Here is a 22,882-nt window from a genome sequence, read left to right as displayed (position 1 = left end):
CCGACCAGACGCGCCGCACACAGGGCCGAACCGCCGAGCCCCTGCCAGGCACAGGAACGAGCCGACCGGGCCTGGCTTCGTTCGCGAGTTTGGGCACCAGATGTTCGCGAGTTTCGGCACCACGTTGCCGGCTCTGCGGGCCGTGATGTTCGTGAGAACCGGCGCCACTCGTAAACCTGCCGGCGCCGACGGTTGTTCACGCCCGTTCACTCTCCGCGCTAGCGATCATGAAGTGACCCGAGGGCGGGTGCGCGGATCCGCCGAGAACAGTGCGTCATCATTTGCGTGGTAACGTGCTCCAACGCCGCGCCGATGGAGTCATGCTCTCGGCCGTAGGCAGTTGCACAAAATCATTCCTTCTTTGCGGAAGAGGCTGCCCAGAGTCGTGCGCTGATTCTGCCGAATACCCCCGAAGGGCCGGATCCAGTCGTGCGAAGGTACATTCTTACCGGTGCTCCGGGCTCAGGAAAGACGGCAATCCTTCGTCAGTTGGAGGTTGCCGGCCACGCTGTCGTCGAGGAGGCCGCGACGGACGTTATCGCGCTGCACCAGGCTCTCGGCAACCCGGAGCCGTGGCAGGATCCGGCGTTCATCGATCACATTGTGGATCTTCAACGCAAGCGACAGCTCACCGCCGAACAGGTGCACACGGCCGTCACCTTCTTCGATCGCTCACCTGTCTGCACGTTGGCGTTGAGCCGCTACGCAGCCGCGACCGCATCAGCCGGACTCCTCGCCGAGATCAACCGGATGCAGGTCGAGCACCTCTACGAACGAACCGTATTCTTCATACGCAGTCAAGGCTACGTCGAACCTACTGCCGCGCGCCGCATCAGCTTCGAAGACTCACTTGTTTTCGAACAGGTTCATGAATTGACATACCGCGAGCTGGGATTCGAGCTCATCGAGGTGCCGCCGGCTCCACTCAAGGCTCGCGCAGCCCTTGTCCAGAAGGCCATTGATTCGCCGCAGCAACCATCATGACCGGCGTACTGTCATGCCGCCGAGCGTGCGCGCCGGCTACCGAGATATCGCCCTGACGTTCGCGGCCCCGAGGTCCGAGGTTCGCAGTTCGCAGTTCGGGGGCAGGGTGTCAGCACTGCAGGCCCACCCGCTCCGCGGCGCCTGCACCATGATCGCTACCGTGGGCCAGGTGGTTCAGCCCGCGGACGGTCACGTGCACACCGAATTTTCGTGGGACGCCCCTGGGGGCTGCATGGAACGGACCTGCGCCCGCGCGGTGCAGCTCGGTCTTCCGGCCGTCGCGTTCACCGAACACGTCGACTACTCCCGGTGGACGGTCGACGAGGTAGTCCTCGAGCTCTCACCGCTGCGACGCGAGCTGACCGGTCCCGACGGCGTGCTGGTCCCGCCCGAGCTGGACCAGGAGCGCTATCTATCCTCGATCCAGCGGTGCCGCGAGCTTTTCCCGTCGCTGCGCGTCATAAGCGGCGTCGAACTGGGCGAACCCCATTGGAATGCCGTGCCGGTCGCGAAACTGCTCGGCACCGGCCACTACGAACGGGTGCTCGGCTCACTGCATGCCCTGCCCGTCGACGGGCACCTTGTCGAGGCGAACGCTCTCTACCGGCAGCGCCCCGCCGTCGAGGTGCTCCGGCTCTACCTGGCCGAGATCACCGAGCTGATCGCCCGTACGGATGCTTTCGAGGTCCTCGCCCACCTGGACTACGCCGTCCGCGGCTGGCCCGCCGAGGCCGGACCGTTCAACCTGCACGCCTTCCAGGACGAGTTCCGGCACGCGCTACGCACCCTCGCCGCCACGGACCGGACGCTGGAGGTCAACACCCGCATCCCGCTGGCCTCGGAGATCGTCCGCTGGTGGCGCGACGAGGGCGGCAAGGTGGTCACCTTCGGCAGCGACGCCCACATCCCGGACGCCGTCGGCACCGGCCTGTCCGCGGCCGTCGACATGGTCCAGGCACATGGTTTCCGGCCGGGCCGTCATCCGTACGACCGATGGACCCTCCCGGGATGACCGCCTACCTGGTGATTACTCACATACCGCTAGTCCCGCGCTCGCTTGCTCAGGCGCCGATGCAGGCCCGCAGGCGCGGATCTGCCGATGTCAGTATGGCCGTCAACTGATTCGGGTAGCTCCATCGCGCAGGTCGGACGCATTCCGCACGATTCCGTCATCGCCCAATGCGGCACAAGACCAGGCTCTGAGGCCTTCTGCTGGAAGTGATGCGCGCGAGCGACTTGGTTCCCTCGCGGCGGCGATTCTGCGGGACTCCGGCGACGACGGCCGACCTTCCGCTCTGCGTCAGCCCGCCGTCAACGTGGACGGTTTTGATCCGCCCTTAGGCCAACGGCGGGCGTGCGGCCCAGGTCGAGTCCGCTTTGAACAATTGCGTGCGGTCGATCGGGTGCAGCCACAGGTGGTAATTGGCATGCCGGATGAATCTGCCGGGATAGTTGTAGGACTCGAAGGAGAGCCAGGCCGAACCGGAAGCGGCATTGCCGCGGCGGACGTAGAAGGTCGCGTCCTCCCGGTACAGCCGGGAACCGTCCGACCTGCTGATCCGCAGCCGGAAGCCTGAGTGCCGCAGGTAGTAGCTGGGATAGTTTTTCGAGCGCAGCGACACCCCGGCACCGGCCAGCCCGGGAACCAGCAGCCAGGTGGCGTCGTTGCGATCCAGTTGACTGGATACCGTGGAGAGTTCACCGAGATAGTTCGCATGGCGCGCGAAATGCCCCGGATAGTTGAAAGATTCGAGTGAGTAGTAGCGAGAGAGCGGCAAAGCGGCCGCAGCCGGTGCGACCGCGACGCCGAGGGTGGCGACCGTCGCGACGACGGCAGCGAGCAACGCCCTCCATCGAACCCAGGTCCTTGAACGGAATGGTCCTATCATTGGATCCCCCTTATCGCGCCGGCGACGTTGCCGACACAATGAGCGTATACACCGTGAGTCTGTCGAACTCGAAGAAAGTGGTAACTCGTACGTTGGTGGTCGGCCGCGATCGGGTCACCGGCGGCGCTGTTCCCGGGTACCGGGCGCAGTGAGAGTGACCGGCCCTTCGAATGACGGACTTCGCCGCTCCGACAAGGTCGATTTCAAGCTTCCAACACGGGGCCTCTCGGTCGTCCAGAGGACCTCGCGCTCAGCGCGCCCCTTTCGACCTCAGTAAACCAGTGCACTGTTCTGCCGCCGAGCGTGCGCGGCGGGCCGGCGGAGCGCCATCACGCGCTGCGACGCCGACCGGGTAACTCGGCGCACGCTCGTAGCCGAGATGACTGCGTCAAACCGCTTCGGAGGGCGGCAGGTGCGGTTGCCTGACGCCACCTCGTCGTACGTATCCATCGCGCGCCTGGTCCAAGCTTTCTGGACCGTTGGGGCCGCCTCGAACGACGTGGCTGTCGTGGTTGTTATCGGACGTTCTGACATGTCACTCATCTTCCAGCCGGTGAATCAGAACGGTGGCGATTCGATACTATCGATGCGAATCGTTCCCCATCTATCAACAACACGGCTGACGAGCGCAGTACCGCTTCCGCCCTGATCAAGTCGGATTCTTGCGACGTGGCCAACGGACTCCTGCATGGGAAGCCTTGGGTTATCAGGCGAAAAGCTCCCTGCCCAGCCGGTCGAGCTGCCCTCTGGGTGCGTAAGCGAGAACGTTCCCGGAGCCGATATCGGACCCGCGGCTAAGTTGCCCCGCCCATTAAAGTTCGACATACATCGGACATTATCCGCCTGCTCGATATGGCGAAAGAGATGCGGCACTCTTCTGGCACCCCTCTGTGTCAAGAGCCGGTGGGAAGAGGTGTTCCAAGGGTGGTCCTCGGCTGGTCCGGGAGGTGACTTCTCCGAAGTGTCGACCAGGGGGATCAAGTCGGCCGCGCTGGATTGCAGAGTCGCCCCCGCTTGTCCTCCCAGGCCCGTCCTGACGGCTTTGGCGTCCATCCGCCGGTAGACGATGTCGGAGAGCCGGCGTTTCAGGGCTCGCATGGCTTCCATGGGGGTCTTGCTTGCGGCGAGTTTGCGCCGGTAGTAGCGGCGTGCCCGTTCGCCCTCACTCCCGGCTGGCGGCGGCTACCCGGCCCCCTGCCCGGTCACTCGGCGGCGTCACCGCCCGAGTGCCCGCCGGCGTCGCAACGGCGCAGGGCGGGGGCAGCGCGGGCAGCCGGGCGCGGCGCCACTTACGCATCCGGCAGGGAGCGCAGCGACCGGTCCCCGGCGGGAGCGGCGGTCCGAACCACGACGGACCCGGGAAAGTCTGCTCTCGATCCCGAGTTTGATCTTGAGCGCCCAGAGAAGGGGCGCCAGAGACGAAACCCAGAGACGGAGCGCCGCCGAAAGGCCAACGCCCACGATCGAGCACCCAAAGACCGGGCACCAAGACCCGGCGCCCACGACCGAGCACCCCCAGGGCCGGGCACCCACGACCAAGCACCCCACGGCCGGGCACCGAGCACCTCGTGAGCCCAACTGGAGCAACACGAAATGCCCCGCGCGGCCGGGGCCGGGCAGGGCGTTCCGAGGTCAGGTCAGGCCGGGGCGACCGCGCGCGAACGGCGCATGGTCAGCACGTACTCGACCAGGGAGATCAGCACGTTCTTGGTCGACTCGCGGTTACGCGCGTCGCAGCTGACCACCGGGATTTCGCTCGAGATGGCCAGCGCGTCGCGGACATCCTGAGCGTTGTGGTACTGCATACCGTCGAAGCAGTTTATTGCCACGAGGTACGGCAGTCGTCGGTGTTCGAAGAAGTCGATCGCGGCGAAACAGTCCGCCAAGCGGCGGGTGTCCACCATCACGACCGCCCCGATCGCACCCCGGACCAGTTCATCCCACATGAACCAGAACCGTGTCTGTCCGGGCGTGCCGAACAGATACAGGATCAGGTCCCGATCGATGCTGATCCGGCCGAAGTCCATCGCCACCGTGGTCGTCGTCTTACCCGGCACCTGCCGGTTGTCGTCGACACCCACGCCGGCGGAGGTCATGATCGCCTCGGTGGTCAGTGGGGTGATCTCGGAGACGGACCCCACCAGCGTCGTCTTACCGACGCCGAACCCACCGGCGATGACAATCTTCGCCGATGTGACGCGCCCAGCACTCGGGCGACGCGACGTGTCAGAGCCTGCGAAGTCCACTCAGCACCCTCTCCAGCAGTTCCGTGCCCACCGCATCGGTCTCGTCGTCCAAGGACGTCGGCTCGTACACCGCGACCAGGCCATCAGTAGCCATGTCCGCGACGATCACCCGAGCCACGCCGAGCGGCAGTTGCATGCGTGCGGCGATCTCGGCCAGCGACTGAACTCTGCCGCCGTCACACATCGCTGCGATGTATTGATGCTCGCTGCCGCCACCAGAACGACCAACCCCCGCCGAACGGCCTCGGACGGTTGTTTCCACGAGCGCTTCGAGCGCTATGTCCAACTTGGGCCGGGTACGGCCTCGGGTCACGGCGTACGGCCTCACCAGTGCGCCTGTTGGTTCATCGCGTTCTGGCATCGTCACCGCTCACCTCCAACCCATGCTCAGCCCAGACAAAGTGTCTCTTGATTTTCATATTTTGGACAACCGCCGATAGTTCCGGCAGATCGCCCCGTTCAGCCGAGCACTCCGGCCGCGGACCGCGGCGCCGGTGTGAGGGCCTCTCCCACTCGGTCGACCAGCAGGGCCATCTCGTAGCCCACCTGTCCGACGTCACAACTGCGTGCGGCGAGCACCGCGAACGACGAACCGTCGGAGATCGACATCAGGAAAAGGAACCCGTTGTCCATCTCGACGACTGTCTGCAGCACGGCGCCTCCTTCGAAGCACCGGGCCGCGCCCTGCGTGAGGCTGACCAGGCCGGAGGCGATCGCCGCCAGCTGGTCCGCCCGGTCCCGCGGGAGGTCCCGCGAGGCCGCCAGGAGCAGACCGTCGGCTGAGACCGCGATCGCGTGCGCGACCCCTGGAACGCGATCGGCGAAGTTGGCAAGAAGCCAACCAAGATCCTGCGTAGATGTCATGCCTCATGCTCCTTGCCAGCCTGGAAAGACTGCTGCCCGCCCGAAGTTACCTCCGGGTTGGTCGATTGTTCCTTGCCGCGGCCGCGTTGCACACCCCGGTGGTACGCGGACAGCAGACCACGAACCGCCTCGGGAGTGCGACGTTGGGTGGAAGTCTCCGCCCGATCGACGCCGCCAGGGACCAACTGTGCCATCGGCTTACGCTTCGGCAGACCCGCGCCGGTGGTGGCCTCGACGGGGCTCTCGGCCGCGGCCCGGGCTGCGTGCCAGCCCTCGTCGGCCGCGGTCTGCCACGGGCTGTTCGCCGTGGCCGCGCCGTTGCCGGCAACCGCGCCGACCGGAGCCGGGTCGAGGTCGCGTGGCTCGGGCGGGGGTGGCTGCTGCGGGACCGTCCGGGTCGGTTCCCCGGTCGGGATCCGCTGCGAGGTGATCGCGTCGTCGGCCGCCGGCTGCTTGGCCGTCGTGAACCACGCCGACTCGAGCTCCCGGAAGATCGGCAGCTCCATGGTCTCGTCGGCGTACTGGCTCTGACCGTCGCCGGCCCGCTGCCGTGCCTGCGCCGCGGCGATCTGCGCGGCCGCGGTGGCCTGCGCCTGCGCCGCCTGCGCGGCGGCGACCTCATGGGCCGCGACGGTGCGCTCGGCGTCGGACTGCGGGTTGGCCGGGCCGGCCACGGCCGGGTTGCCTGAGCCGTTGCGGTCCGGACGGTAGCGCGGCAGCTCGGCCGTCATGTCCAGCGCGGCGGCCAGGCTCTCCGGCACGGGCGGAGGGTTGTCCCGGTCCTGGGCGACCGGGGGCCAGGCCGGCGGCGCACCGGCGCCGTTGGCGAAGCCCTGCGGCTGCGCGGGCGGGTACGCGTTCTGGTCGGGGGTCGCCGGGCCGCGGTCGTACGGCGGCGCCGAGGACACCGGCGGGGCCGACACGGGAGGCATCGGCGGACCGGAGAAGCCCTGGCCCTCGGGGTTGGAGGGCAGCTGACGCGGGATGGTCGGGCCGAAGCCGTTCATCGTGTCGGCGGCGTCCGGCCGGAAGCTCTCGCCGTTGCGACGCTGCGGCAGGCCGTCCGGACCGGCGAACCCGTTGGGTCCGTCGAACCCGTTGGGGGCGTCGTATCCGTTGGATCCGTCGAATCCGCTGGGGCCGGCCGGGATGGGCGGGATCGGCTCGTTGCTGCGCGGACCGTGGAAGCCGTTGCTCCCGTTGGTGCCGTTCGCACCGCCGCCGGGGCCGCCACCGTTGCTGGGGCCGCTGGTCGGCGCGCCGGTCAGGTCGGACCAGGCCGGTACGGACCGGTTGCCGGTGCCGAGCATGCCGCCGTTGGGCATCGGCGGGTTCGGGTCGAAGGGACGGCCACCGGGGTAGCCGCCACCGCCCCGGCCGCTCTCCAGCGCCAGCGGCTCGGCGAACTGCGGCCGCACCTGGGTGGTGGCCGGGTCGCCGCCGAACGCCGGCTGCGGCTGGTTGCCACCGGACGGGAGCCGGTTCGCGGCGGAGGACGAGATCAGGACGCTGATCGGCAGGCCCACCTCGGCGACGGTGCCACGCTCGGCGCCGGCCGGGCGGAGCTCCACCTTGACGCCGTGCCGGTTGGCCAGCCGGGCGACCACCACGAGGCCCATCATCCGGGAGACGGCGACGTCCACCAGCGGCGGGTTGGCGAGCCGCTCGTTCAGGTCGCGCAGCTGCTCGTGGCTGATGCCGATGCCGCGGTCCTCGACCGAGAGGATGGCGCCGTCGCCGAGGCGGCGGGCCTCCACCAGCACGGTCGAGTTGGGCGGGGAGAACGCGGTCGCGTTGTCGAACAGCTCGGCGACCAGGTGGACCATGTCGTTGACCGCGTGGGCGGCCACCTCGATGTCCCGGTCGACCATGCCGAACTCGATGCGGGTGTAGTGCTCGACCTCGGACTGCGCGGCGCGGAGCACGTCGATCAGGGCGGCCGGCTCGCGCTGCACGCGGGTCGAGTCGGCACCGGCGAGGACCAGGAGGTTCTCGTCGTTACGACGCATCCGGGTGGCCAGGTGGTCGAGCTGGAAGAGCTCGGCCAGACGGTCCGGGTCCTCCTCGCCGCGCTCCAGCCTGTCCAGGTGACCGATGAGCCGGTCGACCAGGATCTGCGAACGGCGGGCGAGGTTGACGAACATGGTCGCGACGGAGGACCGCAGGGCGGCCTGCTCGGCGGCGGTACGCACGGCCTCGAGGTGGACCGCGTTGAACGCCTCGGTCACCTGCCCGAACTCGTCCCGGCTGCGGACCGGCAGTGGCTCGGCGACCATGTCGGCCACCTGCGCCGGGGTCAGCGAGCTGGACAGTGAGGGATCTCGGAGCCGGTTGACCGCGTGCGGCAGGCCGTACTGGGCCACCGAGAGCGCGCCCTGGCGCAGTTCGCGCAGCGAGCGGGCCATCGACCGGGCGACCAGCCACGCGAACAGGATGGCCAGCAGCAGCATGCCGAGCAGCGCGCTGGTCTCGATGAACACCTGGCGCTGCACGTCGTCGCGCAGGTCGGTCGCGAGGCTCACGATGTCCGCGTCGAACCGGGTCTCGACCTGGCGGAAGAGGCCGTTGTAGCCCCGCATCGCCGTTTCCCACTGGTCCAGGGTGAACGGGATGTTCTTCGTGTTCCCGCCCTGCAGGTTGACCAGGGGGACGATGAGGTTGGTCGCCTGGAACAGGTCCTTGCCCGCCACGGTGCGGTTGTAGAGCGCGAGTTCCTCGGGCGTGCTGGTCTGGGTGAGGCTGTTCAGCGCGATCTGCTGACCGGTCTGGGTCAGGTCGAGCTCGCGACGCAGCGAGATCGTCAGATCTTTCTCGTCCGTGATCTTGATGCCGACATCGCGGCTCTGCGCGACGAAGTCCTTGATGCGGGCCACCGCGGCGGCCGCACGCATGTGGTCGCCGAGCTCGGTGTTCGCGGCCAGCTGGGCGGAGGCGTCCCGCACGTTCAGGAGGTCGTCGATGATCTTGCCGTAGTTCTCGTCGACGTCGGCCACGTCGCGGTCGCCGTTGGCGACCTGCGTCCGCACGACCGGCAGCTCGCTGAGGTTGTTGTCGAGCCTGCTGAGCAGGCCGACGATGTTGGCCTGACCCTCCAGGTCCAGCGCGGACTGCTGCTGCGCGTACGGCACCTTGGCGGCGTCGACCTTGGGGTGCACTGCTTGGTACTGCTGCAGCGCCTTGTTCCGGACCGGGTCGGTCTTCACACGCGCGTCGGTCCGGGCGATGGCGGTCGCGTAGGCCCGCTCGTCCTGCAGCTGGTCGACCAGTCCACCGGCGGCCTGTGACAGCACGGCCAGGGTGCGCGCCTGCTCGGCGTTGCTCGCTTCTTCGATGTGGTCGACCAGACCGCTCACGCCGACGATGATCGTCGCGAGCGTGGGAACCAGCATGATCAGGCCGAGTTTCGACCAGATGGGCAGGTCCCGTAGCCGTCCGGCCGGCCGCCGAAGACGCGACATGACGCCGTTCGCCGGCTTGGGGCGCTTGCTCACGTCACCGTCCTCCTGATTCGGGCCCGTCGTCGGCTTCGTCCGGACCCCACACACGGCCGACACGGGGGTCGGGCCCCCGAGATTCCATCACGACGAGTGTCAAAGAGAAAGAGCAGCCGGACCCGGACCGGGTGTGTGATGCGATGTTGCGTCCAAGTGGTTGGACATCGCCGGTCCGTCGTCACTGCTCGTATACGCGTACGTCTCTTACGGTCACTCCGGACGGCTGATGCATCGCGGGGGCTTACGTGCACCTGCCGGTCTCGATCCGCTCGGATCGTGGCAGGACAGACCATTGCTCGGAAGCCCCGATACGGCAAGGTGAGATGCCGCATTTTGCAGCTTTTGTAGAGACCAATGTGTCCGAACGGTTGAACTGAGTGACCGGTTCGGCCAGTTTCGTGAACCGAAAGTAGCACCGTGTCGCTCATGGGCGGAATAACCGATTTTTACCCCAGCAATTTGGCGTACGCGGGCTTGATGACGTCCGTGATGATCGCCAGCCGCTCGTCGAACGGGATGAACGACGACTTCATCGCGTTCACCGTCAGCCACTGCAGATCGCTCCAGCCCCAGCCGAACGCCTCCACCAGCAACGCCATCTCCCGGGACAGCGAGGTGCCGCTCATCAGCCGGTTGTCGGTGTTCACCGTGACCCGGAAGCTGAGGTCGCGCAGCAGCCCGATCGGGTGCTCAGCGATCGACGGCGCGGCGCCGGTCTGCACGTTCGACGACGGGCACAACTCCAGCGGGATGCGCTTGTCCCGGACGTACGCCGCCAACCGGCCCAGAACCGGGTCGTTGCTCGTACCCGTGATGTCGTCGACGATCCGCACACCGTGACCGAGCCGGTCCGCGCCGCACCACTGCAGGGCCTGCCAGATCGACGGCAGGCCGAAGGCCTCGCCGGCGTGGATGGTGAAGTGGAAGTTCTCCCGCTGCAGGTACTCGAACGCGTCCAGGTGCCGGGTGGGCGGGTAACCGGCCTCGGCGCCGGCGATGTCGAAGCCGACCACGCCGCCGTCCCGGAAGCGCACCGCCAGCTCGGCGATCTCCTGCGACCGCGCGGCGTGCCGCATCGCGGTGAGCAGCGCGCCGACCCGGATCTGCCGGCCCTCGGCGGCGGCCTCCGCCGAGCCGTCCCGGAAACCGGCGAGGACCGCCTCGACCACCTGGTCGAGATTCAGGTCACGCTCCAGGTGGAGCTCCGGGGCGAAGCGCACCTCCGCGTAGACCACACCGTCCGCTGCCAGGTCGAGCGCGCACTCCTTGGCGACCCGGTGCAGCGCCTCCTCGGACTGCATCACCCCGACGGTGTGCGCGAAGGTCTCCAGGTAGCGTTCCAGCGACCCGGAGTCGGCGGCGGCGGCGAACCACTCGCCCAGCCTGCCCGGGTCGGTCTCCGGCAGCGTGTGCCCGGCGCTCGCGGCGAGCTCGACGATGGTCGCGGGGCGCAGACCCCCGTCCAGGTGGTCGTGAAGCAGCGCCTTGGGGGCCTTGACGATGTCGGCAAGCGAGATGGCGGCCATCCGATGACTTTAGTGGTGATGAGCGCATGATCGATGGCGCACTGCCGTACCTACGGTGCCCTGTGTGCCAGGACACCCTCGATCGAGGTCCGGAGCTCACGTTGCGCTGCGCGCGGGGGCACGCTTTCGACATAGCCAGGCAGGGGTACGCCAACCTGACGCGCGGCCGGATGCCGCACGAGGGCGACTCCGCCCCGATGGTCGCGGCACGTGACGCCTTCCTGGCCGCCGGCCACTACGACTTCATCCGCGACGCCCTGCCCGCATCAGGGTCGGACACCCTGATCGTGGACGCCGGCGCCGGCACCGGCTGGTACCTGACCGCGCTGCTCGATCGGAACGACGCCGCGACCGGCCTGGCCGTCGACGTCTCCAAGCCCGCCCTGCGCCGCGCGGCCCGCGCCCACCCCCGGGTCGCCGCCGTGCTCGCCGACCTGTGGCAGCCGCTGCCGATCGCGACCGGGTCGGCGGATCTGATCCTGAACGTCTTCGCCCCGCGCAACGCGCCCGAGTTCCACCGCGTCCTGCGGCCCGGCGGCGCCCTGGTGGTGGTCACGCCGGCCGCGGATCACCTGCACGAGCTGATCGACGCGCACGGCCTCCTGCGCGTCGACCCGGACAAGCGGGAACGGCTGGCCGAGACGCTGTCCTCGTTCGTGCCGGAGAGCACCACGACGCTCCGCCGCCGGCTCACCCTGACCGGCGACGAGGTGCGGACCCTGATCGACATGACGCCGAGCGCCCGGCACGTGTCGGCCCACACATCGATCGACTCAGCGGGCGGGCCGGTCACCGCGGCCGTCGACGTGACCGTCTTCAGACGCTCAGGTCGACCTCTTCCCAGTCCGGCGGCTGCTCGTGGAACGGGCCGGTGAACACCACCGCCCACTCCAGCGCCCACCGCCGCTGCCCGATCGCGTTGCCGTTGATGTCCCCCGGCAGCGGCCGGCCGTTCTGTTCGGCGTCCTGGAACGCCCAGTCCAGGCAGTAGTGCAGGTCAAGCAGGACGGCCGCCTCGATCGGGTCGCGCGGCGACATCAGCGAGCGGGACCGCCACCGGTCGAAGCTCTCCCCGGCGGGCAGGTCGGGCATCTGCTGCATCAGCCGGTCCTCCGGCGGCGCGGTCGGGTCCAGGTGCTGGGCCAGGCCGAGCAGCCAGGCCAGCGCGAAGACCGCGTCGTGGTGCAGCACGAACGACCGGTGGTCGCCCTTCGCGCCGATCACGAACTGCCACTCCGGCGGGGTGACCAGCTCGACCAGGTGCGAGCCGAGCAGCCAGTGCATGGCCGCCTCGGTGGGCATCCCGAAACAGCGGGCCACCACCACGTGCAGGACCGCGGCGCGGGCCTCGATCTCCGCGGTGGCGCGCAGCTCGACGCCGTCGCCCGGTTCCCAGACCAGCGGGAAGTGGGCCGGCGGCAGGGCCAGGCCGAGCCGGTCCAGCTCGTCCAGGCTGGCCTTGCGTACCGCGCGGGGGTCAGGAACGTCCTTGTTCATCGGCGGTCAGACGATCCGATCAAGCAGAAGCGGTGCGGGTACGAACTCGCCATCGTCCACCACGACGGCCTCGGTCACCAGATCCCGGGCGCCGGCGAACCGGTCCGTCTCGTCGGTGCGCAGCTCGCACAGCGGATCCCCGGCCCGCACGGTGGCGCCCGGCTTCACATGGAGCACGACGCCGGCCCCGAAACTGACCGGGTCCTCCTTGCGCGCCCGGCCGGCGCCCAGCCGCCAGGCGGCCACGCCGACCCCGTACGCATCCACCGACCGGACCACCCCGTCCGCGACCGCCCGGACGATCTCCGTCTCGCGTGCCGACGGCAGAGTCGCGTCCGGGTCGCCGCCCTGCGCCCGGATCATCGCCCGCCAGGAGTCCATCGCGGCGCCCGAGGCCAGCACCTTCGCCGGGTCGGCATCGGTCAGCCCGGCCGCGTCGAGCATCTCCCGGGCCAGCGCCAGGGTCAGCTCGACCACGTCGGCCGGCCCCCCACCGGCCAGCACCTCGACCGACTCGGCCACCTCGACCGCGTTGCCGACCGCCAGGCCGAGCGGCGTGCTCATGTCGGTGAGCAGCGCGACCGTCCGCACCCCGGCGGCCTTGCCCAGGTCCACCATGGTCCGGGCCAGTTCGGTCGCGGTGGCGGCGTCCTTCATGAAGGCGCCGCTGCCCACCTTCACGTCCAGGACGAGCGCGCCGGTGCCCTCGGCGATCTTCTTGCTCATGATCGAGCTGGCGATCAGCGGGATCGACTCGACCGTGCCGGTGACGTCGCGCAGCGCGTACAGCTTGCGGTCGGCCGGAGCCAGGTCGGCGCCGGCCGCGCAGATCACCGCGCCGACCTCGCTCAGCTGGGCGCGGAACTCGGCGCCGGTCAGCGACGCCCGCCAGCCCGGGATCGACTCCAGCTTGTCGAGCGTGCCGCCGGTGTGGCCGAGGCCGCGCCCGGAGAGCTGCGGCACCGCCGCGCCGCAGGCGGCCACCAGCGGCGTGAGCGGCAGCGTGATCTTGTCGCCGACGCCGCCGGTGGAATGCTTGTCGGCGGTCGGCCGGCCGACGCCGCCCAGGTCCATCCGCTCGCCGCTGGCGATCATCGCGGCGGTCCACCGGGAGATCTCGGCCGGCGTCATCCCGCGCAACAGGATCGCCATGGCCAGCGCGGCCATCTGCTCATCGGCCACGATCCCCCGGGTGTACGCGTCCACCACCCAGTCGATCTGCTCGTCGCTGAGCACCCGGCCGTCGCGCTTGGCCCGGATCACGTCCACCGCGGCAAAGGCTGAGCTCATCTTGTCATGCCCTTCTGGCCCTCGCCCGCGCCGCCGTTGCCCGGCGCGAGGCGGTGCCGCTCGGTGCAGGCGGTCATGACGGGTCCTCCTCCCAGCGGATGTCGATGCCCTCCGGCGGCGGGCCGTCGCCGGCCCAGGAAAGCCCGCCCGAGGCGTCCACGACGACGATCCGGGGCGTGCGCACCCGGCCCCACTCGACCGCGGCGGCGGTGACCGGGAAGGTCGGCCCCTCCTCCAGTACGCCCTTCTCGGCGTCACCCGCGTCCGAACTGCCGGCCGAGCGCTCCCAGTACGCCGTCCACACCTGCTCGCCACCGGCCAGATCGGGGTGCACGAACACGGTGCCGCGACCGCGCCACTTGGCCAGCGCGGTCGGCACCTCGAGCACCGGGGCGGCGCCGGTCACCTTCTCGATGTCGTCCGGCCCGAAGGCATTCGGCAGCAGCTCGGACATGCGCAGCGGGCGGGGCACCGCCTCGACCAGGCAGTCCGGCCCGCCGTGCTCGTAGAGCAGCTGACGGCAGCGGCCGCACGGCATCAGCGGCGAGCCGGTGGCGTCGACGCAGGACACCGCGACCAGCCGGCCGCCTCCGGTGGCGTGCAGCGACGTCACCAGGCCGCACTCGGCGCAGAGCCCGACGCCGTAGGACGCGTTCTCCACGTTGCAGCCGATCACCACCCGGCCGTCGTCGACCAGCCCGGCGACTCCCACCGGGAAGTCCGAGTACGGCGCGTACGCATGCCGCATTGCCTCGATCGCGGCCTCCCGCAAACCGGCCCAGTCGATCTCCATGCCCGTGATTCTGCCAGTGGGCTTGTCTCGGGGGTGGGCCAAGTGCGAGGCGAGGTCCAGAGTGTGTCTGGCCCACCCCCGAGACAAGCCCTTCCCCTGTGTGGGTGTCAGCTCTTCGCGTACGGCTGGCCGTCGGCCGCCGGGGCACGCACCCGGCCGACCAGTCCGGCCACCGCGATGATGGTCGCGACGTAGGGCAGCATGTTCAGGAACTGGCTCGGCACCGAACTGTTGTAGGTGCTCAGGGCGTACGGCAGATTTTGCGCGAAGCCGAAGAAGAGCGCCGCGCCGAGCGCACCGAGGGGTGTCCACCGGCCGAAGATGAGCGCCGCCAGCGCGATGAAGCCCGCGCCGGAGGTCATGTTCTTGGTGAACGACCCGGCGCCGATCAGCGTGAAGTAGGCGCCGCCGAAGCCCGCGATCAGGCCGCCGACCAGCACGTTGGCGTACCGCAACCCGCGTACCCGGATGCCGACGGTGTCGGCGGCGGTCGGATGCTCGCCGACCGCCCGGGTGCGCAGGCCCCAGCGTGTCCGGGTCAGGCCGAAGTGGACCACCACCACGAGGATCAGCGCCAGCCAGACCAGGAAGTTCGAGTTGAACAGCACCGGACCGATCACCGGGATGTCGGACAGCCCCGGCACCTGCCAGGTCGGCATCCGCGGCGGCTCGTTGTAGCTGGCCGCGTCGGGCTGCATCAGCCGCTCGTAGAGGAAGCCGGTGATGCCGAGTGCGAGCAGGTTGAGCACGATGCCGACGACGACCTGGTCGACCAGGAAGCGGATCGCGAGCACGGCCAGCAGCGCGGCGATCAGCAGGCCACCGAGCGCGGCGCTCACCAGACCGGCCCAGACGCTGCTCGCCATCGTGCCGACCAGGGCCGCGGCGAACGCGCCCATCAGGAACTGGCCCTCGATGGCCACGTTCACCACGCCGGAGCGCTCGCCGAGCACGCCGGCCAGGGCGCCGAGGATCAGCGGCAGGGCGATCACCAGGGTGTTGTTGGCGATGTCCACCAGCGACATGTACTGGCCGGCCACCTGCCAGCAGAGGAAGGACAGCACGAAGGCGACGATCCCGACGCCGAGCAGTGTGCCCTGCCACCGGCGGGCCACGCCGGCCAGCAGCGCGCCGCCGCACAGCGCCGTGATCAGGCCGAAGACGATCGCGCCGACCTTGCCGTCGATGGGCAGGGCGAGGCCGGTGTTCTGCACGCCGAGGGTGAAGCGGGCGGTCGCCGACCTGGCCACCGAGCCGAAGACGACAGCGGCCAGCACTCCGATCGCCACCAGCGCGACGCCGAGCCGCCGGTGCCGGTTCCAGAACCGGGTCGGTGCGGTGGCCTCGGCCAGGTCCTCCGCGGTAGCTTCCGTGGTTTTCATCTGGGGTTTTCCGCTGCGGGCCGGCTCAGTCACCTCGCTCACCAGCCCTTCGCCATTGAGGCACCGAGCCGCGCGGAGCGGGCGGCACGCAGGTGGAAGATCGTTTTGACCAGGGCCGGCGCGGCGATGAAGACCACGATCACCGCCTGGACCACGGTGACCAGCTCGAGCGAGATGCCGCTGAACGACTGCATCCGGTTGCCGCCGGCGCGCAACGCGCCGAACAGGATGGCGGCGCCCAGCGTGCCCCACGGCCGGTTGCGCCCGAGCAGAGCGACCAGCAGACCGTCGAAGCCGATGTTGCCGGCCACCGCCGGGGTGAGTGCGTGCGCGGTGCCCAGCACCTGGGTCGCGCCGCCCAGCCCGGCCAGCCCGCCGGCCACCACCATCAGCAGCGTGTACGTCTTGGCGACGCTGATGCCGGCGGTCTTCGCCGCGGCCGGGTTGGCGCCGACCGCGCGCAGTTCGAACCCGAAGACCGAGCGGTTGAGCAGCCAGGCGACGCCGGCGGTGACCAGCACCGCCAGCACGATGCCGAGGTTGACGCGTACCGGCCCGCCGATCGAGGCGAGCTGGGCCGAGGCGTCCACCGGCTTGCTGATCGCGTCCGAGCGGTCCGCGTTCTGCACGCCCTTCTGGATGATCAGCCAGGTGAGGAACAGCCCGGCGATGTAGTTGAGCATGATCGTGATGATCACCTCGTGGGCGCCGGTGCGGGCCTTCAGCAGGCCCGGCAGGAAGCCCCAGGCCATGCCGCCGATCAGGCCGGCGACCAGCGCCACCACGGCGTGCAGGACGAACGGCAGCGGGAAGGCGAACCCGGCGACGGCCGCGGTGATGCAGCCGATGACCGCCTGGCCCTGGCCGCCGATGTTGAACAGGCCGCCGCGGAAGGCCAGCGCCACCGACAGGCCGGTGAAGACCAGCGGCGCGGCGTACGTGAGGGTCTCCGAGAGCGGGGTGATCGCCGCCTGCCAGCCGCCGCTGCCGTCGGCCCACGCGGAGATCGCGGCGGGGTCGAGGATCGCGCCCTTGAAGAGGTCGGCGTACGCCGTGCTGATCAGGTTCCAGCTGCTGGTGAACGCGTCGCTCGGCCGGGCGGTGAGGTAGCCGAAGGTGGCCCGCACGTCCTCGTCCGAGACGATCATCAGGATCGCGCCGATGACCAGGGCCAGCACGATCGACAGGACGGTCACCGTGACCGTGTTGGCCGACCAGAGGTTGCGCAGGAACGTGGCGGCGAAGGAGTCGCCCTTCTCCGGCGCCTTCTCCTCCGTGGTTGTGGTCATGACGGATCCCTCGTAATACCGGCCATCAGAAGACCCAGCTCCTCACGAGGGGTGTCGGGCGGCACGATGGCCAGGATCTTGCCGCTGTACATGACCGCGATCCGGTCGGCCAGACCGACCACCTCGTCCAGCTCGCTCGAGATCACCAGCACCGCGGTGCCGATGTCGCGTTCGTGCATGATCCGCCCGTGGATGAACTCGATCGAGCCGACGTCCACGCCCCGGGTCGGCTGGGCCGCGATGAACAGCCGCAGCGGCCGGGACATCTCCCGGGCCACGACGACCTTCTGCTGGTTGCCGCCGGAGAGCGTGCCGACGGTCGCCTCGGCGGACGACGTACGGATGTCGAACTGCTCCACCCGCTCGTCGGCGGCGGTCGCGATCGCTGCCGGGTTGAGGCTGAACGCGTTGCCGTAGGGCGGCCGGTCGTACTGGTCGAGCACCAGGTTCTCGGCCACGGTGAACTCCTTGACCACCCCGTCGAGGCTGCGGTCCTCGGGCACATAGCCGACCCCGGAGCGGAGGATCTGTTTCGTACGCATGCTGGTCAGGTCCTCGTGGTCGAGGGTGACCGACCCGGCGAGCGCCTCCCGCAGCCCCATGATCGCCTCGACCAGCTCGGTCTGGCCGTTGCCCTGCACCCCGGCGATGCCCAGCACCTCACCGGCGCGGACCACCAGGTCGACCCCGTCCACCGCCCGGACGCCGCGGTCGTCCTCGACCACCAGGCCGGACACGGTCAGCACGTCCCGCCCGGCCTCGGCGTCGGTCTTGTCGATCTCGAGGCTGACCGCACGGCCGACCATCAGGGCGGCCAACTCGTCCTCCGGAGTGTCCGGGCTGGCGGTCCCGACGGTCTTGCCGCGCCGGATCACGGTGATCCGGTCGGCGATGGCCTTGACCTCTTTGAGCTTGTGCGTGATGAAGACGATCGACTTGCCCGACTCGGTGAGCCCGCGCATCACCGCGAGCAGTTCCTCGGTCTCCTGTGGGGTGAGCACCGCGGTCGGCTCGTCCAGGATCAGCAGGTCGACGTCGCGGGTGAGCGCCTTGACGATCTCGACCCGCTGCTGCGCGCCGACCGGGAGGTCCTCGACCAGCGCGTCCGGGTCGACCGGCAGGCCGTACCGCTGCGAGGTCTCCAGCACGTCGCGCCGGTTGCGGCGGCGGTCCAGCCAGCCCAGCGGGCCGCCCTTGGTCTCCTCGGCGCCGAGCGCGATGTTCTCCGCCACGGTGAAGACCGGTACCAGCATGAAGTGCTGGTGGACCATGCCGATGCCGGCCGCGATCGCGTCCCGCGGGCTGCGGAACACCCTGGGCTCGCCGTCCACCAGGATCTCGCCCTCGTCCGGCTGGAGCAGGCCGTAGAGCTGGTTCATCAGCGTGGACTTGCCGGCGCCGTTCTCGCCCAGCAGGGCGTGGACCTCGCCGGGCTCCACGGTGATGTCGATGTGATCGTTGGCCACCAGGTCGCCGAAGCGCTTGGTGATGCCGCGCAGTTCGAGTCTCAGCGGATTCTCCCGGTGGCTTCAAAAGGTGCAGAGCCGCCGCCCCGATCGTGAGCTGAGCTGGGCTCACGTCCGCGGCGGCGGCCTGGATGTTACCTATCCGTAGTTACTTGGGGGAGCTTGCCGACTCCACCTTCACGGTGCCGGCGATGATGTCCGCCTTCAGCTTGTCGACCTCGCCCTTGAGACCGGCGTCGACCTTGCTGTCGAACTGGTTGTACGGCGCGATCGAGACGCCGTTGTTCTCCAGCGTGCCCAGGTAACCCGGGTCGGCGCTGAGCGGCTGACCGGCGGCGCCGGTCGCGACGGCCTGCTCGACCGCGTCGGTGATGTTCTTGACCACAGTGGTGAGGAAGACATCGCAGTACTGCTCGGCGCTCTTGCAGCCGTCCTGGTCGACCCAGACGACCGAGACCTTGCCGCCGGAGCCCTTGGCCACCTCGGCGGTGCCCAGCCCGGTGCCACCGGCGACCGGCATGATCACGTCGGCGCCCTGCGAGACGAAGTTGCTCGCGATCGCCTTGCCCTTGTTCTGGTCGGTGAAGGACTCCGCGAAGGTGCCGTTCTGCGAGGCCTTGGTCCAGCCGAGCACCTGGACGTTCTTGCTCTTCTGCTTGTTGTAGTACGCCACGCCGTCGGCGAAGCCGTCCATGAAGACGGTGACCGGCGGGATCTTCAGGCCACCGTAGGTGGCCACCTTGCCGGACTTCGAGTAGCCCGCCGCCACGTAACCGGCCAGGAACGCGGCCTGGTCGGTGGCGAACTGCATCGGGTAGACGTTGGTCGCGCCGTCGATCGCGCTGTCCACGATGCCGAACTGCTGGCTGGGGCTCTCCGCCGCGACCTTCTTGGTGGAGTCGCCCATCAGGCCGCCGACCGCGAGGATGAAGTTGCACTTCTTGGTGACGTAGCCGCGCAGGTTGGGCTCGTAGGAGGCCTCGGCGTCGGAGGCGACGTACTCCGGCTCGACGTTGCTCTGCGCGGTCTTGGCCGCCTGCACACCGGCCCACGCCGACGCGTTGAACGACTTGTCGTCGATGCCACCGACGTCGGTCACCATGCAGGCCTTGTATGGGGTGCCGGCGGCGCTGCTGCCGGAGCCACTCGGGGTCTCATCGGGGGCTTCGCCACAAGCAGCGGCTGCGAGCGTGAGCCCACCGGCCGCGAGAATCGCAACGATCCGCATCCCACGTACTGGGCGCAAAACGCCCTCCTTCCACTGCACACCGACGACTCGCGGTGAGTTCTCGGCCGTGACAGTACGCGCAGGCCAGAGCAGCGTCAGGAGATCCGGCCGTACTGTTGGCGCACCGTTACCTGGCCGCAACCGCGTGGCGGACGGCCTGCGGCATTAGGTGGAGTCGGCGGTGAATTGCCCGGCCGGGCGCGAAACCTGCCGTTAATCTTTCGGCGCCGAGCCCGGTCCGGCGACAGATCGTTCGGTCCCCGCCCCCGCGCTCGTCCCCGCGCCCGCGCTCGTCCCCGCGCCCGCGCTCGTCCCCGCGCCCGCGCTCGTCCCCGCGCCCGCCCCCGCGCCCGCCCCCGCGCTCGTGCCCGTGACCGCGCTTGTCCCGGCGCGCGTTCCCGCCCGCCAGGCCCTGATGCCGAGCACGCCGACCGTGGTCCCGATCGCCAGCGAGGCGGCGATCAGCAGCGCGTGGATCCACAGGAACGCGGTGGGTGAGCCGCCGTCGAACGACCGGTCGTCGCGCCAGATCGCGAGCCCGAACCGCGGCCAGATCAGCCAGGTCCAGACGCCAACCAGCACCAGAAAGACCGCCCACCGCCGCGTGATCACCACGTGGCCAGTATGGGCGGTCCCCCTGGGACTCCAGTCAGCGGACCAGAGCGTGCTCGGGCTCGGCCGCGGTGGTGGACGCGGCCTCCGTCGTGGTCGAGGCGGTGCGGCGACGGCCGAGGGCGGTCAGGAGCAGACCCCCGATTGCGTACGACCCCAGCACGGCGGCCGCGGTCAGGCCGCCGTTGCCGTCGAAGTACGCCACCGACCGCAGCAGCGTGGCGCCGGCGCCGATCGGCAACGCCTGGCCGACCGCACCCCACGGCTGGGGCAGCAGCTCGGGCACCGCCGCGACCGCGCCGAGGGCGTTGCCGACCAGGAACATCATGACCGCACCCAGCCCCAGGCCGGGCCGGTCGAGCACGGCGCCCAGACCGGTCATGGCACCCGCGACGGCCAGTCCGAACAGGCCCAGGACACCGGCCACCGCCCAGTAGTCGCCGGGAAGGACGTCCAGCCAGCCCCGCAGCACCGCCGCGCCGCCCAGTCCGCCGGCCACCGCGAAGGTGAGCAGCGCGGCCAGCCGGGCGCCGCGGCCCCGGACCACGAAGAAGATCAGCACCCCGGCGAGCAGCGCGGTGATGGCCAGCGGCAGGAAGCCGGCGCCGAACCCGGTACCACGCGGGTCACCCGGGTGCAGCGGGACGACGTCCACGACCTTGGCCGACGGCCCGGCGGCCTGGCCGAGCAGAGCCGAGACGGCGGGCCCGGCGGCGGACGCCACATGCACCTCGGCGTTCATGCCGCCCGGCGCCGCGGCCCCGCCGGCCTGCGCGGTTCCATCAGCCGGCGCCGGCGCTCCACCTGCCGGTGCGGCATCCCCGCTGGCCGGCCCGCTGGCCGGCCCGGCGGCTCCGGAGGACGGCGGGAGAAGGACGATCGCGCCGTAGACCTCGCGGTCGCGGATCGCCCGGTCCGCGGCGGACACGTCGGCGACCTGGGTGATCTCGAACGCGCCGGGATGCTCCGCACGGAGCTTCGCGGCCAGCGCGGCGGTGGCAGGTGGCGGCCCGGCGAGCGCGAGGGGCAGGTCGCGCGGCGCGATGGAGGCGGCCGGGCCGGCGAAGAGCGGCACCAGCAACGCCTGGAGCGCCACGACGACCAGGGCGATGAGGATGCCGGCGGTGAGTGGGCGGTGGCTTCGCATCACAATCTCCTAAAACGAATGCTCGTTCTCTTTAGCAATCCCAGGATGCTCCCGCCTCCCGGCCGACGTCAAGAACGAGCGTTCGTTTTACACTGTGGGACGTGCCACGCGTCTCCGAAGACCACCTGACCGCCCGCCGCGAGCAGATCCTCGCCGCGGCCCGTGCCTGCTTCCTGCGCAACGGCCTGCACGCCACCTCGATGCAGGACCTGATCCGCGAGGCGGGCCTGTCCGTGGGCGCGGTCTACCGCTACTTCAAGTCGAAGAACGAGATCATCAACGCGATCGCCGAGGCAGTCGCCGGCGGCGTCGCGGCCCACCTGCGGGAGATCGCCGAGCAGGAGCCGCCGATCCCACTCCCGGACGCCATGGAACTCGTGCTCGACCTGATCGACGAGCAGCTCGGCCCGGGCGGCGCTTTCCCGCTCGCGGTGCAGATCTGGGGCGAGTCGACGATCGACCCGGCGATCGGCGAGATCGTGCGGGTGCGTTACTCGGCGATGCGGGAGGCGATCGTCATGATGGCGGCACGGGCCGTGGAGCGCGGCGAACTACCCGCCGGCAGCGATCCCGAAGCGGTGGCCGCGGTCCTGTTCAGCCTGATCCCCGGCTACGCCCTGCAACGCATGATCATCGGCAAGCCCGACAAGGCGACCTTCGCGGCCGGCATGCGCGCACTGCTCACAACCTGATTCGCGCACCGCTCACAACCCGATTCGCGCACCGCTCACCCCCGAGTGATGCATATAGGTGCGCAGAGCAAAGCGGCGTCAGAGACCCATGCCGGGAAGCTTGGCGGCCAGACGGGCGAAACCCGCTCGAACCTCGGAAGCGCTCGGCGCCGGACCGGGCTCGACCGGCTCGCCCTGGACCTCGCCATCGTCGGGCGGTAGATGGACGGACTCGATCGACGCCGCCCGGGCGGTCGAGATCTCGTCGCGGATCGCCTCCGCGTCCATCAGCGGCAGCAGCGGTTCGACCACGGCCATCAGGTCCTCGTCGGCCACCACCGCCTGGGCCAGCGCCAGCGCGTGGTCGCGTTCGTACGGCCCGCAGACCACCGGCTCCCAGTCCTCGTCGTCGCCGATCGCGCCGACGGTGATGACCCACGGAAGTTCGGCCACCGGGGAGCCCGGCGGCAGACTCAACGTCACGAGAGTGCCCACCGGCACATC

The 22,882-nt window shown here is 69.8% G+C and carries 20 protein-coding genes; 4 read left to right on the top strand and 16 right to left on the bottom strand.

The genetic code is table 11. The features are described 5' to 3' along the window. The first annotated feature begins 429 nt into the window (after positions 1-429). The gene (locus QSK31_RS14125) at positions 430-984 is read left to right on the top strand and encodes an AAA family ATPase (RefSeq protein ID WP_285684151.1); all 555 of its coding nucleotides are present in this window, start codon (positions 430-432) and stop codon (positions 982-984) included. Between the two features lie 169 nt (positions 985-1,153). Further along, a complete protein-coding gene (locus QSK31_RS14120; RefSeq protein ID WP_285684149.1) occupies positions 1,154-1,996 on the top strand; it encodes a PHP domain-containing protein in 843 nt (280 codons plus the stop codon). 325 nt (positions 1,997-2,321) lie between these two features. Here the strand turns inward: QSK31_RS14120 and QSK31_RS14115 are convergent, their stop codons facing one another. The 6 genes from QSK31_RS14115 to QSK31_RS14090 all read right to left on the bottom strand — a co-directional run bounded on the left by QSK31_RS14115 (position 2,322) and on the right by QSK31_RS14090 (position 11,003). Then, positions 2,322-2,828, bottom strand: coding sequence for an AbfB domain-containing protein (locus QSK31_RS14115; RefSeq protein ID WP_285684148.1), 507 nt, complete (start codon positions 2,826-2,828; stop codon positions 2,322-2,324). A 1,682-nt stretch (positions 2,829-4,510) separates the two neighbouring features. Next, entirely contained in the window at positions 4,511-5,119 is a 609-nt protein-coding gene (locus QSK31_RS14110) for a GTP-binding protein (protein ID WP_285684146.1), read from the bottom strand. After that, the gene (locus QSK31_RS14105; protein WP_285684477.1) at positions 5,100-5,480 is read right to left on the bottom strand and encodes a DUF742 domain-containing protein; all 381 of its coding nucleotides are present in this window, start codon (positions 5,478-5,480) and stop codon (positions 5,100-5,102) included. Before QSK31_RS14105 ends, QSK31_RS14110 begins: the two co-directional genes overlap by 20 nt. A 98-nt stretch (positions 5,481-5,578) precedes the next feature. Continuing rightward, complete coding sequence (locus QSK31_RS14100; RefSeq protein WP_014447580.1) at positions 5,579-5,983, bottom strand: roadblock/LC7 domain-containing protein; 405 nt, start codon at positions 5,981-5,983, stop codon at positions 5,579-5,581. After that, positions 5,980-9,474 (bottom strand): sensor histidine kinase, encoded by a 3,495-nt coding sequence (locus tag QSK31_RS14095; RefSeq protein WP_285684142.1) that lies wholly within the window; start codon positions 9,472-9,474, stop codon positions 5,980-5,982. The genes QSK31_RS14100 and QSK31_RS14095 overlap by 4 nt, the downstream gene beginning before the upstream one ends. A 449-nt stretch (positions 9,475-9,923) precedes the next feature. Beyond that, entirely contained in the window at positions 9,924-11,003 is a 1,080-nt protein-coding gene (locus tag QSK31_RS14090; RefSeq protein WP_285684141.1) for an adenosine deaminase, read from the bottom strand. Positions 11,004-11,029: 26 nt separating this feature from the next. Here QSK31_RS14090 and QSK31_RS14085 point away from each other — a divergent pair, with 26 nt between their 5' ends. After that, positions 11,030-11,878, top strand: coding sequence for a putative RNA methyltransferase (locus QSK31_RS14085; RefSeq protein WP_285684139.1), 849 nt, complete (start codon positions 11,030-11,032; stop codon positions 11,876-11,878). On the opposite strand, the gene QSK31_RS14080 is transcribed toward QSK31_RS14085, so the two are convergent. The 9 genes from QSK31_RS14080 to QSK31_RS14040 all read right to left on the bottom strand — a co-directional run bounded on the left by QSK31_RS14080 (position 11,820) and on the right by QSK31_RS14040 (position 21,707). Continuing rightward, the gene (locus QSK31_RS14080) at positions 11,820-12,500 is read right to left on the bottom strand and encodes a DUF4272 domain-containing protein (protein WP_285684137.1); all 681 of its coding nucleotides are present in this window, start codon (positions 12,498-12,500) and stop codon (positions 11,820-11,822) included. The two genes, QSK31_RS14085 and QSK31_RS14080, sit on opposite strands and share 59 nt — an antisense overlap. Positions 12,501-12,506: 6 nt before the next feature. Then, positions 12,507-13,790 (bottom strand): thymidine phosphorylase, encoded by a 1,284-nt coding sequence (locus QSK31_RS14075; protein WP_285684135.1) that lies wholly within the window; start codon positions 13,788-13,790, stop codon positions 12,507-12,509. Between the two features lie 73 nt (positions 13,791-13,863). Continuing rightward, complete coding sequence (locus tag QSK31_RS14070; protein ID WP_285684133.1) at positions 13,864-14,583, bottom strand: cytidine deaminase; 720 nt, start codon at positions 14,581-14,583, stop codon at positions 13,864-13,866. Between the two features lie 107 nt (positions 14,584-14,690). After that, positions 14,691-15,965, bottom strand: a complete 1,275-nt coding sequence (locus tag QSK31_RS14065; RefSeq protein ID WP_285684131.1) for an ABC transporter permease — start codon at positions 15,963-15,965, stop codon at positions 14,691-14,693. Between the two features lie 38 nt (positions 15,966-16,003). Next, entirely contained in the window at positions 16,004-17,254 is a 1,251-nt protein-coding gene (locus QSK31_RS14060; RefSeq protein ID WP_285684129.1) for an ABC transporter permease, read from the bottom strand. Next, positions 17,251-18,720: an ABC transporter ATP-binding protein gene (locus tag QSK31_RS14055; RefSeq protein WP_352244423.1), complete on the bottom strand. Its 1,470-nt coding sequence runs from the start codon at positions 18,718-18,720 to the stop codon at positions 17,251-17,253. Before QSK31_RS14055 ends, QSK31_RS14060 begins: the two co-directional genes overlap by 4 nt. Positions 18,721-18,868: 148 nt before the next feature. Further along, positions 18,869-19,948 carry a BMP family lipoprotein gene (locus tag QSK31_RS14050; protein WP_285684128.1) on the bottom strand — a complete coding sequence of 360 codons (1,080 nt, stop codon included), beginning with the start codon at positions 19,946-19,948 and terminating at the stop codon, positions 18,869-18,871. A 213-nt stretch (positions 19,949-20,161) separates the two neighbouring features. After that, positions 20,162-20,563 carry an SCO4848 family membrane protein gene (locus QSK31_RS14045; RefSeq protein WP_285684127.1) on the bottom strand — a complete coding sequence of 134 codons (402 nt, stop codon included), beginning with the start codon at positions 20,561-20,563 and terminating at the stop codon, positions 20,162-20,164. Positions 20,564-20,597: 34 nt separating this feature from the next. Continuing rightward, positions 20,598-21,707 carry a hypothetical protein gene (locus tag QSK31_RS14040; RefSeq protein WP_285684125.1) on the bottom strand — a complete coding sequence of 370 codons (1,110 nt, stop codon included), beginning with the start codon at positions 21,705-21,707 and terminating at the stop codon, positions 20,598-20,600. A 101-nt stretch (positions 21,708-21,808) separates the two neighbouring features. On the opposite strand from QSK31_RS14040, the gene QSK31_RS14035 reads away from it, so the two are divergent. After that, positions 21,809-22,399 (top strand): TetR/AcrR family transcriptional regulator, encoded by a 591-nt coding sequence (locus tag QSK31_RS14035; protein WP_285684124.1) that lies wholly within the window; start codon positions 21,809-21,811, stop codon positions 22,397-22,399. Between the two features lie 78 nt (positions 22,400-22,477). On the opposite strand, the gene QSK31_RS14030 is transcribed toward QSK31_RS14035, so the two are convergent. Then, the gene (locus tag QSK31_RS14030) at positions 22,478-22,873 is read right to left on the bottom strand and encodes a hypothetical protein (RefSeq protein ID WP_285684122.1); all 396 of its coding nucleotides are present in this window, start codon (positions 22,871-22,873) and stop codon (positions 22,478-22,480) included. Positions 22,874-22,882: the final 9 nt, after the last annotated feature.

The organism is Actinoplanes sp. NBRC 103695 (assembly GCF_030269485.1).
Lineage (GTDB): Bacteria > Actinomycetota > Actinomycetes > Mycobacteriales > Micromonosporaceae > Actinoplanes.
This window is presented reverse-complemented; position numbering and strand designations above follow the sequence as displayed.

Excerpts from the sequence above, each read along its gene's own strand:
- QSK31_RS14075 (WP_285684135.1), bottom strand. The coding sequence starts at position 13,790 with ATGAGCTCAGCCTTTGCCGCGGTGGACGTGATCCGGGCCAAGCGCGAC.
- QSK31_RS14065 (WP_285684131.1), bottom strand. The coding sequence starts at position 15,965 with ATGAAAACCACGGAAGCTACCGCGGAGGACCTGGCCGAGGCCACCGCA.
- QSK31_RS14105 (WP_285684477.1), bottom strand. The coding sequence starts at position 5,480 with ATGCCAGAACGCGATGAACCAACAGGCGCACTGGTGAGGCCGTACGCC.
- QSK31_RS14085 (WP_285684139.1), top strand. The coding sequence starts at position 11,030 with ATGATCGATGGCGCACTGCCGTACCTACGGTGCCCTGTGTGCCAGGAC.
- QSK31_RS14090 (WP_285684141.1), bottom strand. The coding sequence starts at position 11,003 with ATGGCCGCCATCTCGCTTGCCGACATCGTCAAGGCCCCCAAGGCGCTG.
- QSK31_RS14050 (WP_285684128.1), bottom strand. The coding sequence starts at position 19,948 with ATGCGGATCGTTGCGATTCTCGCGGCCGGTGGGCTCACGCTCGCAGCC.
- QSK31_RS14100 (WP_014447580.1), bottom strand. The coding sequence starts at position 5,983 with ATGACATCTACGCAGGATCTTGGTTGGCTTCTTGCCAACTTCGCCGAT.
- QSK31_RS14060 (WP_285684129.1), bottom strand. The coding sequence starts at position 17,254 with ATGACCACAACCACGGAGGAGAAGGCGCCGGAGAAGGGCGACTCCTTC.
- QSK31_RS14040 (WP_285684125.1), bottom strand. The coding sequence starts at position 21,707 with ATGCGAAGCCACCGCCCACTCACCGCCGGCATCCTCATCGCCCTGGTC.
- QSK31_RS14070 (WP_285684133.1), bottom strand. The coding sequence starts at position 14,583 with ATGGAGATCGACTGGGCCGGTTTGCGGGAGGCCGCGATCGAGGCAATG.
- QSK31_RS14080 (WP_285684137.1), bottom strand. The coding sequence starts at position 12,500 with ATGAACAAGGACGTTCCTGACCCCCGCGCGGTACGCAAGGCCAGCCTG.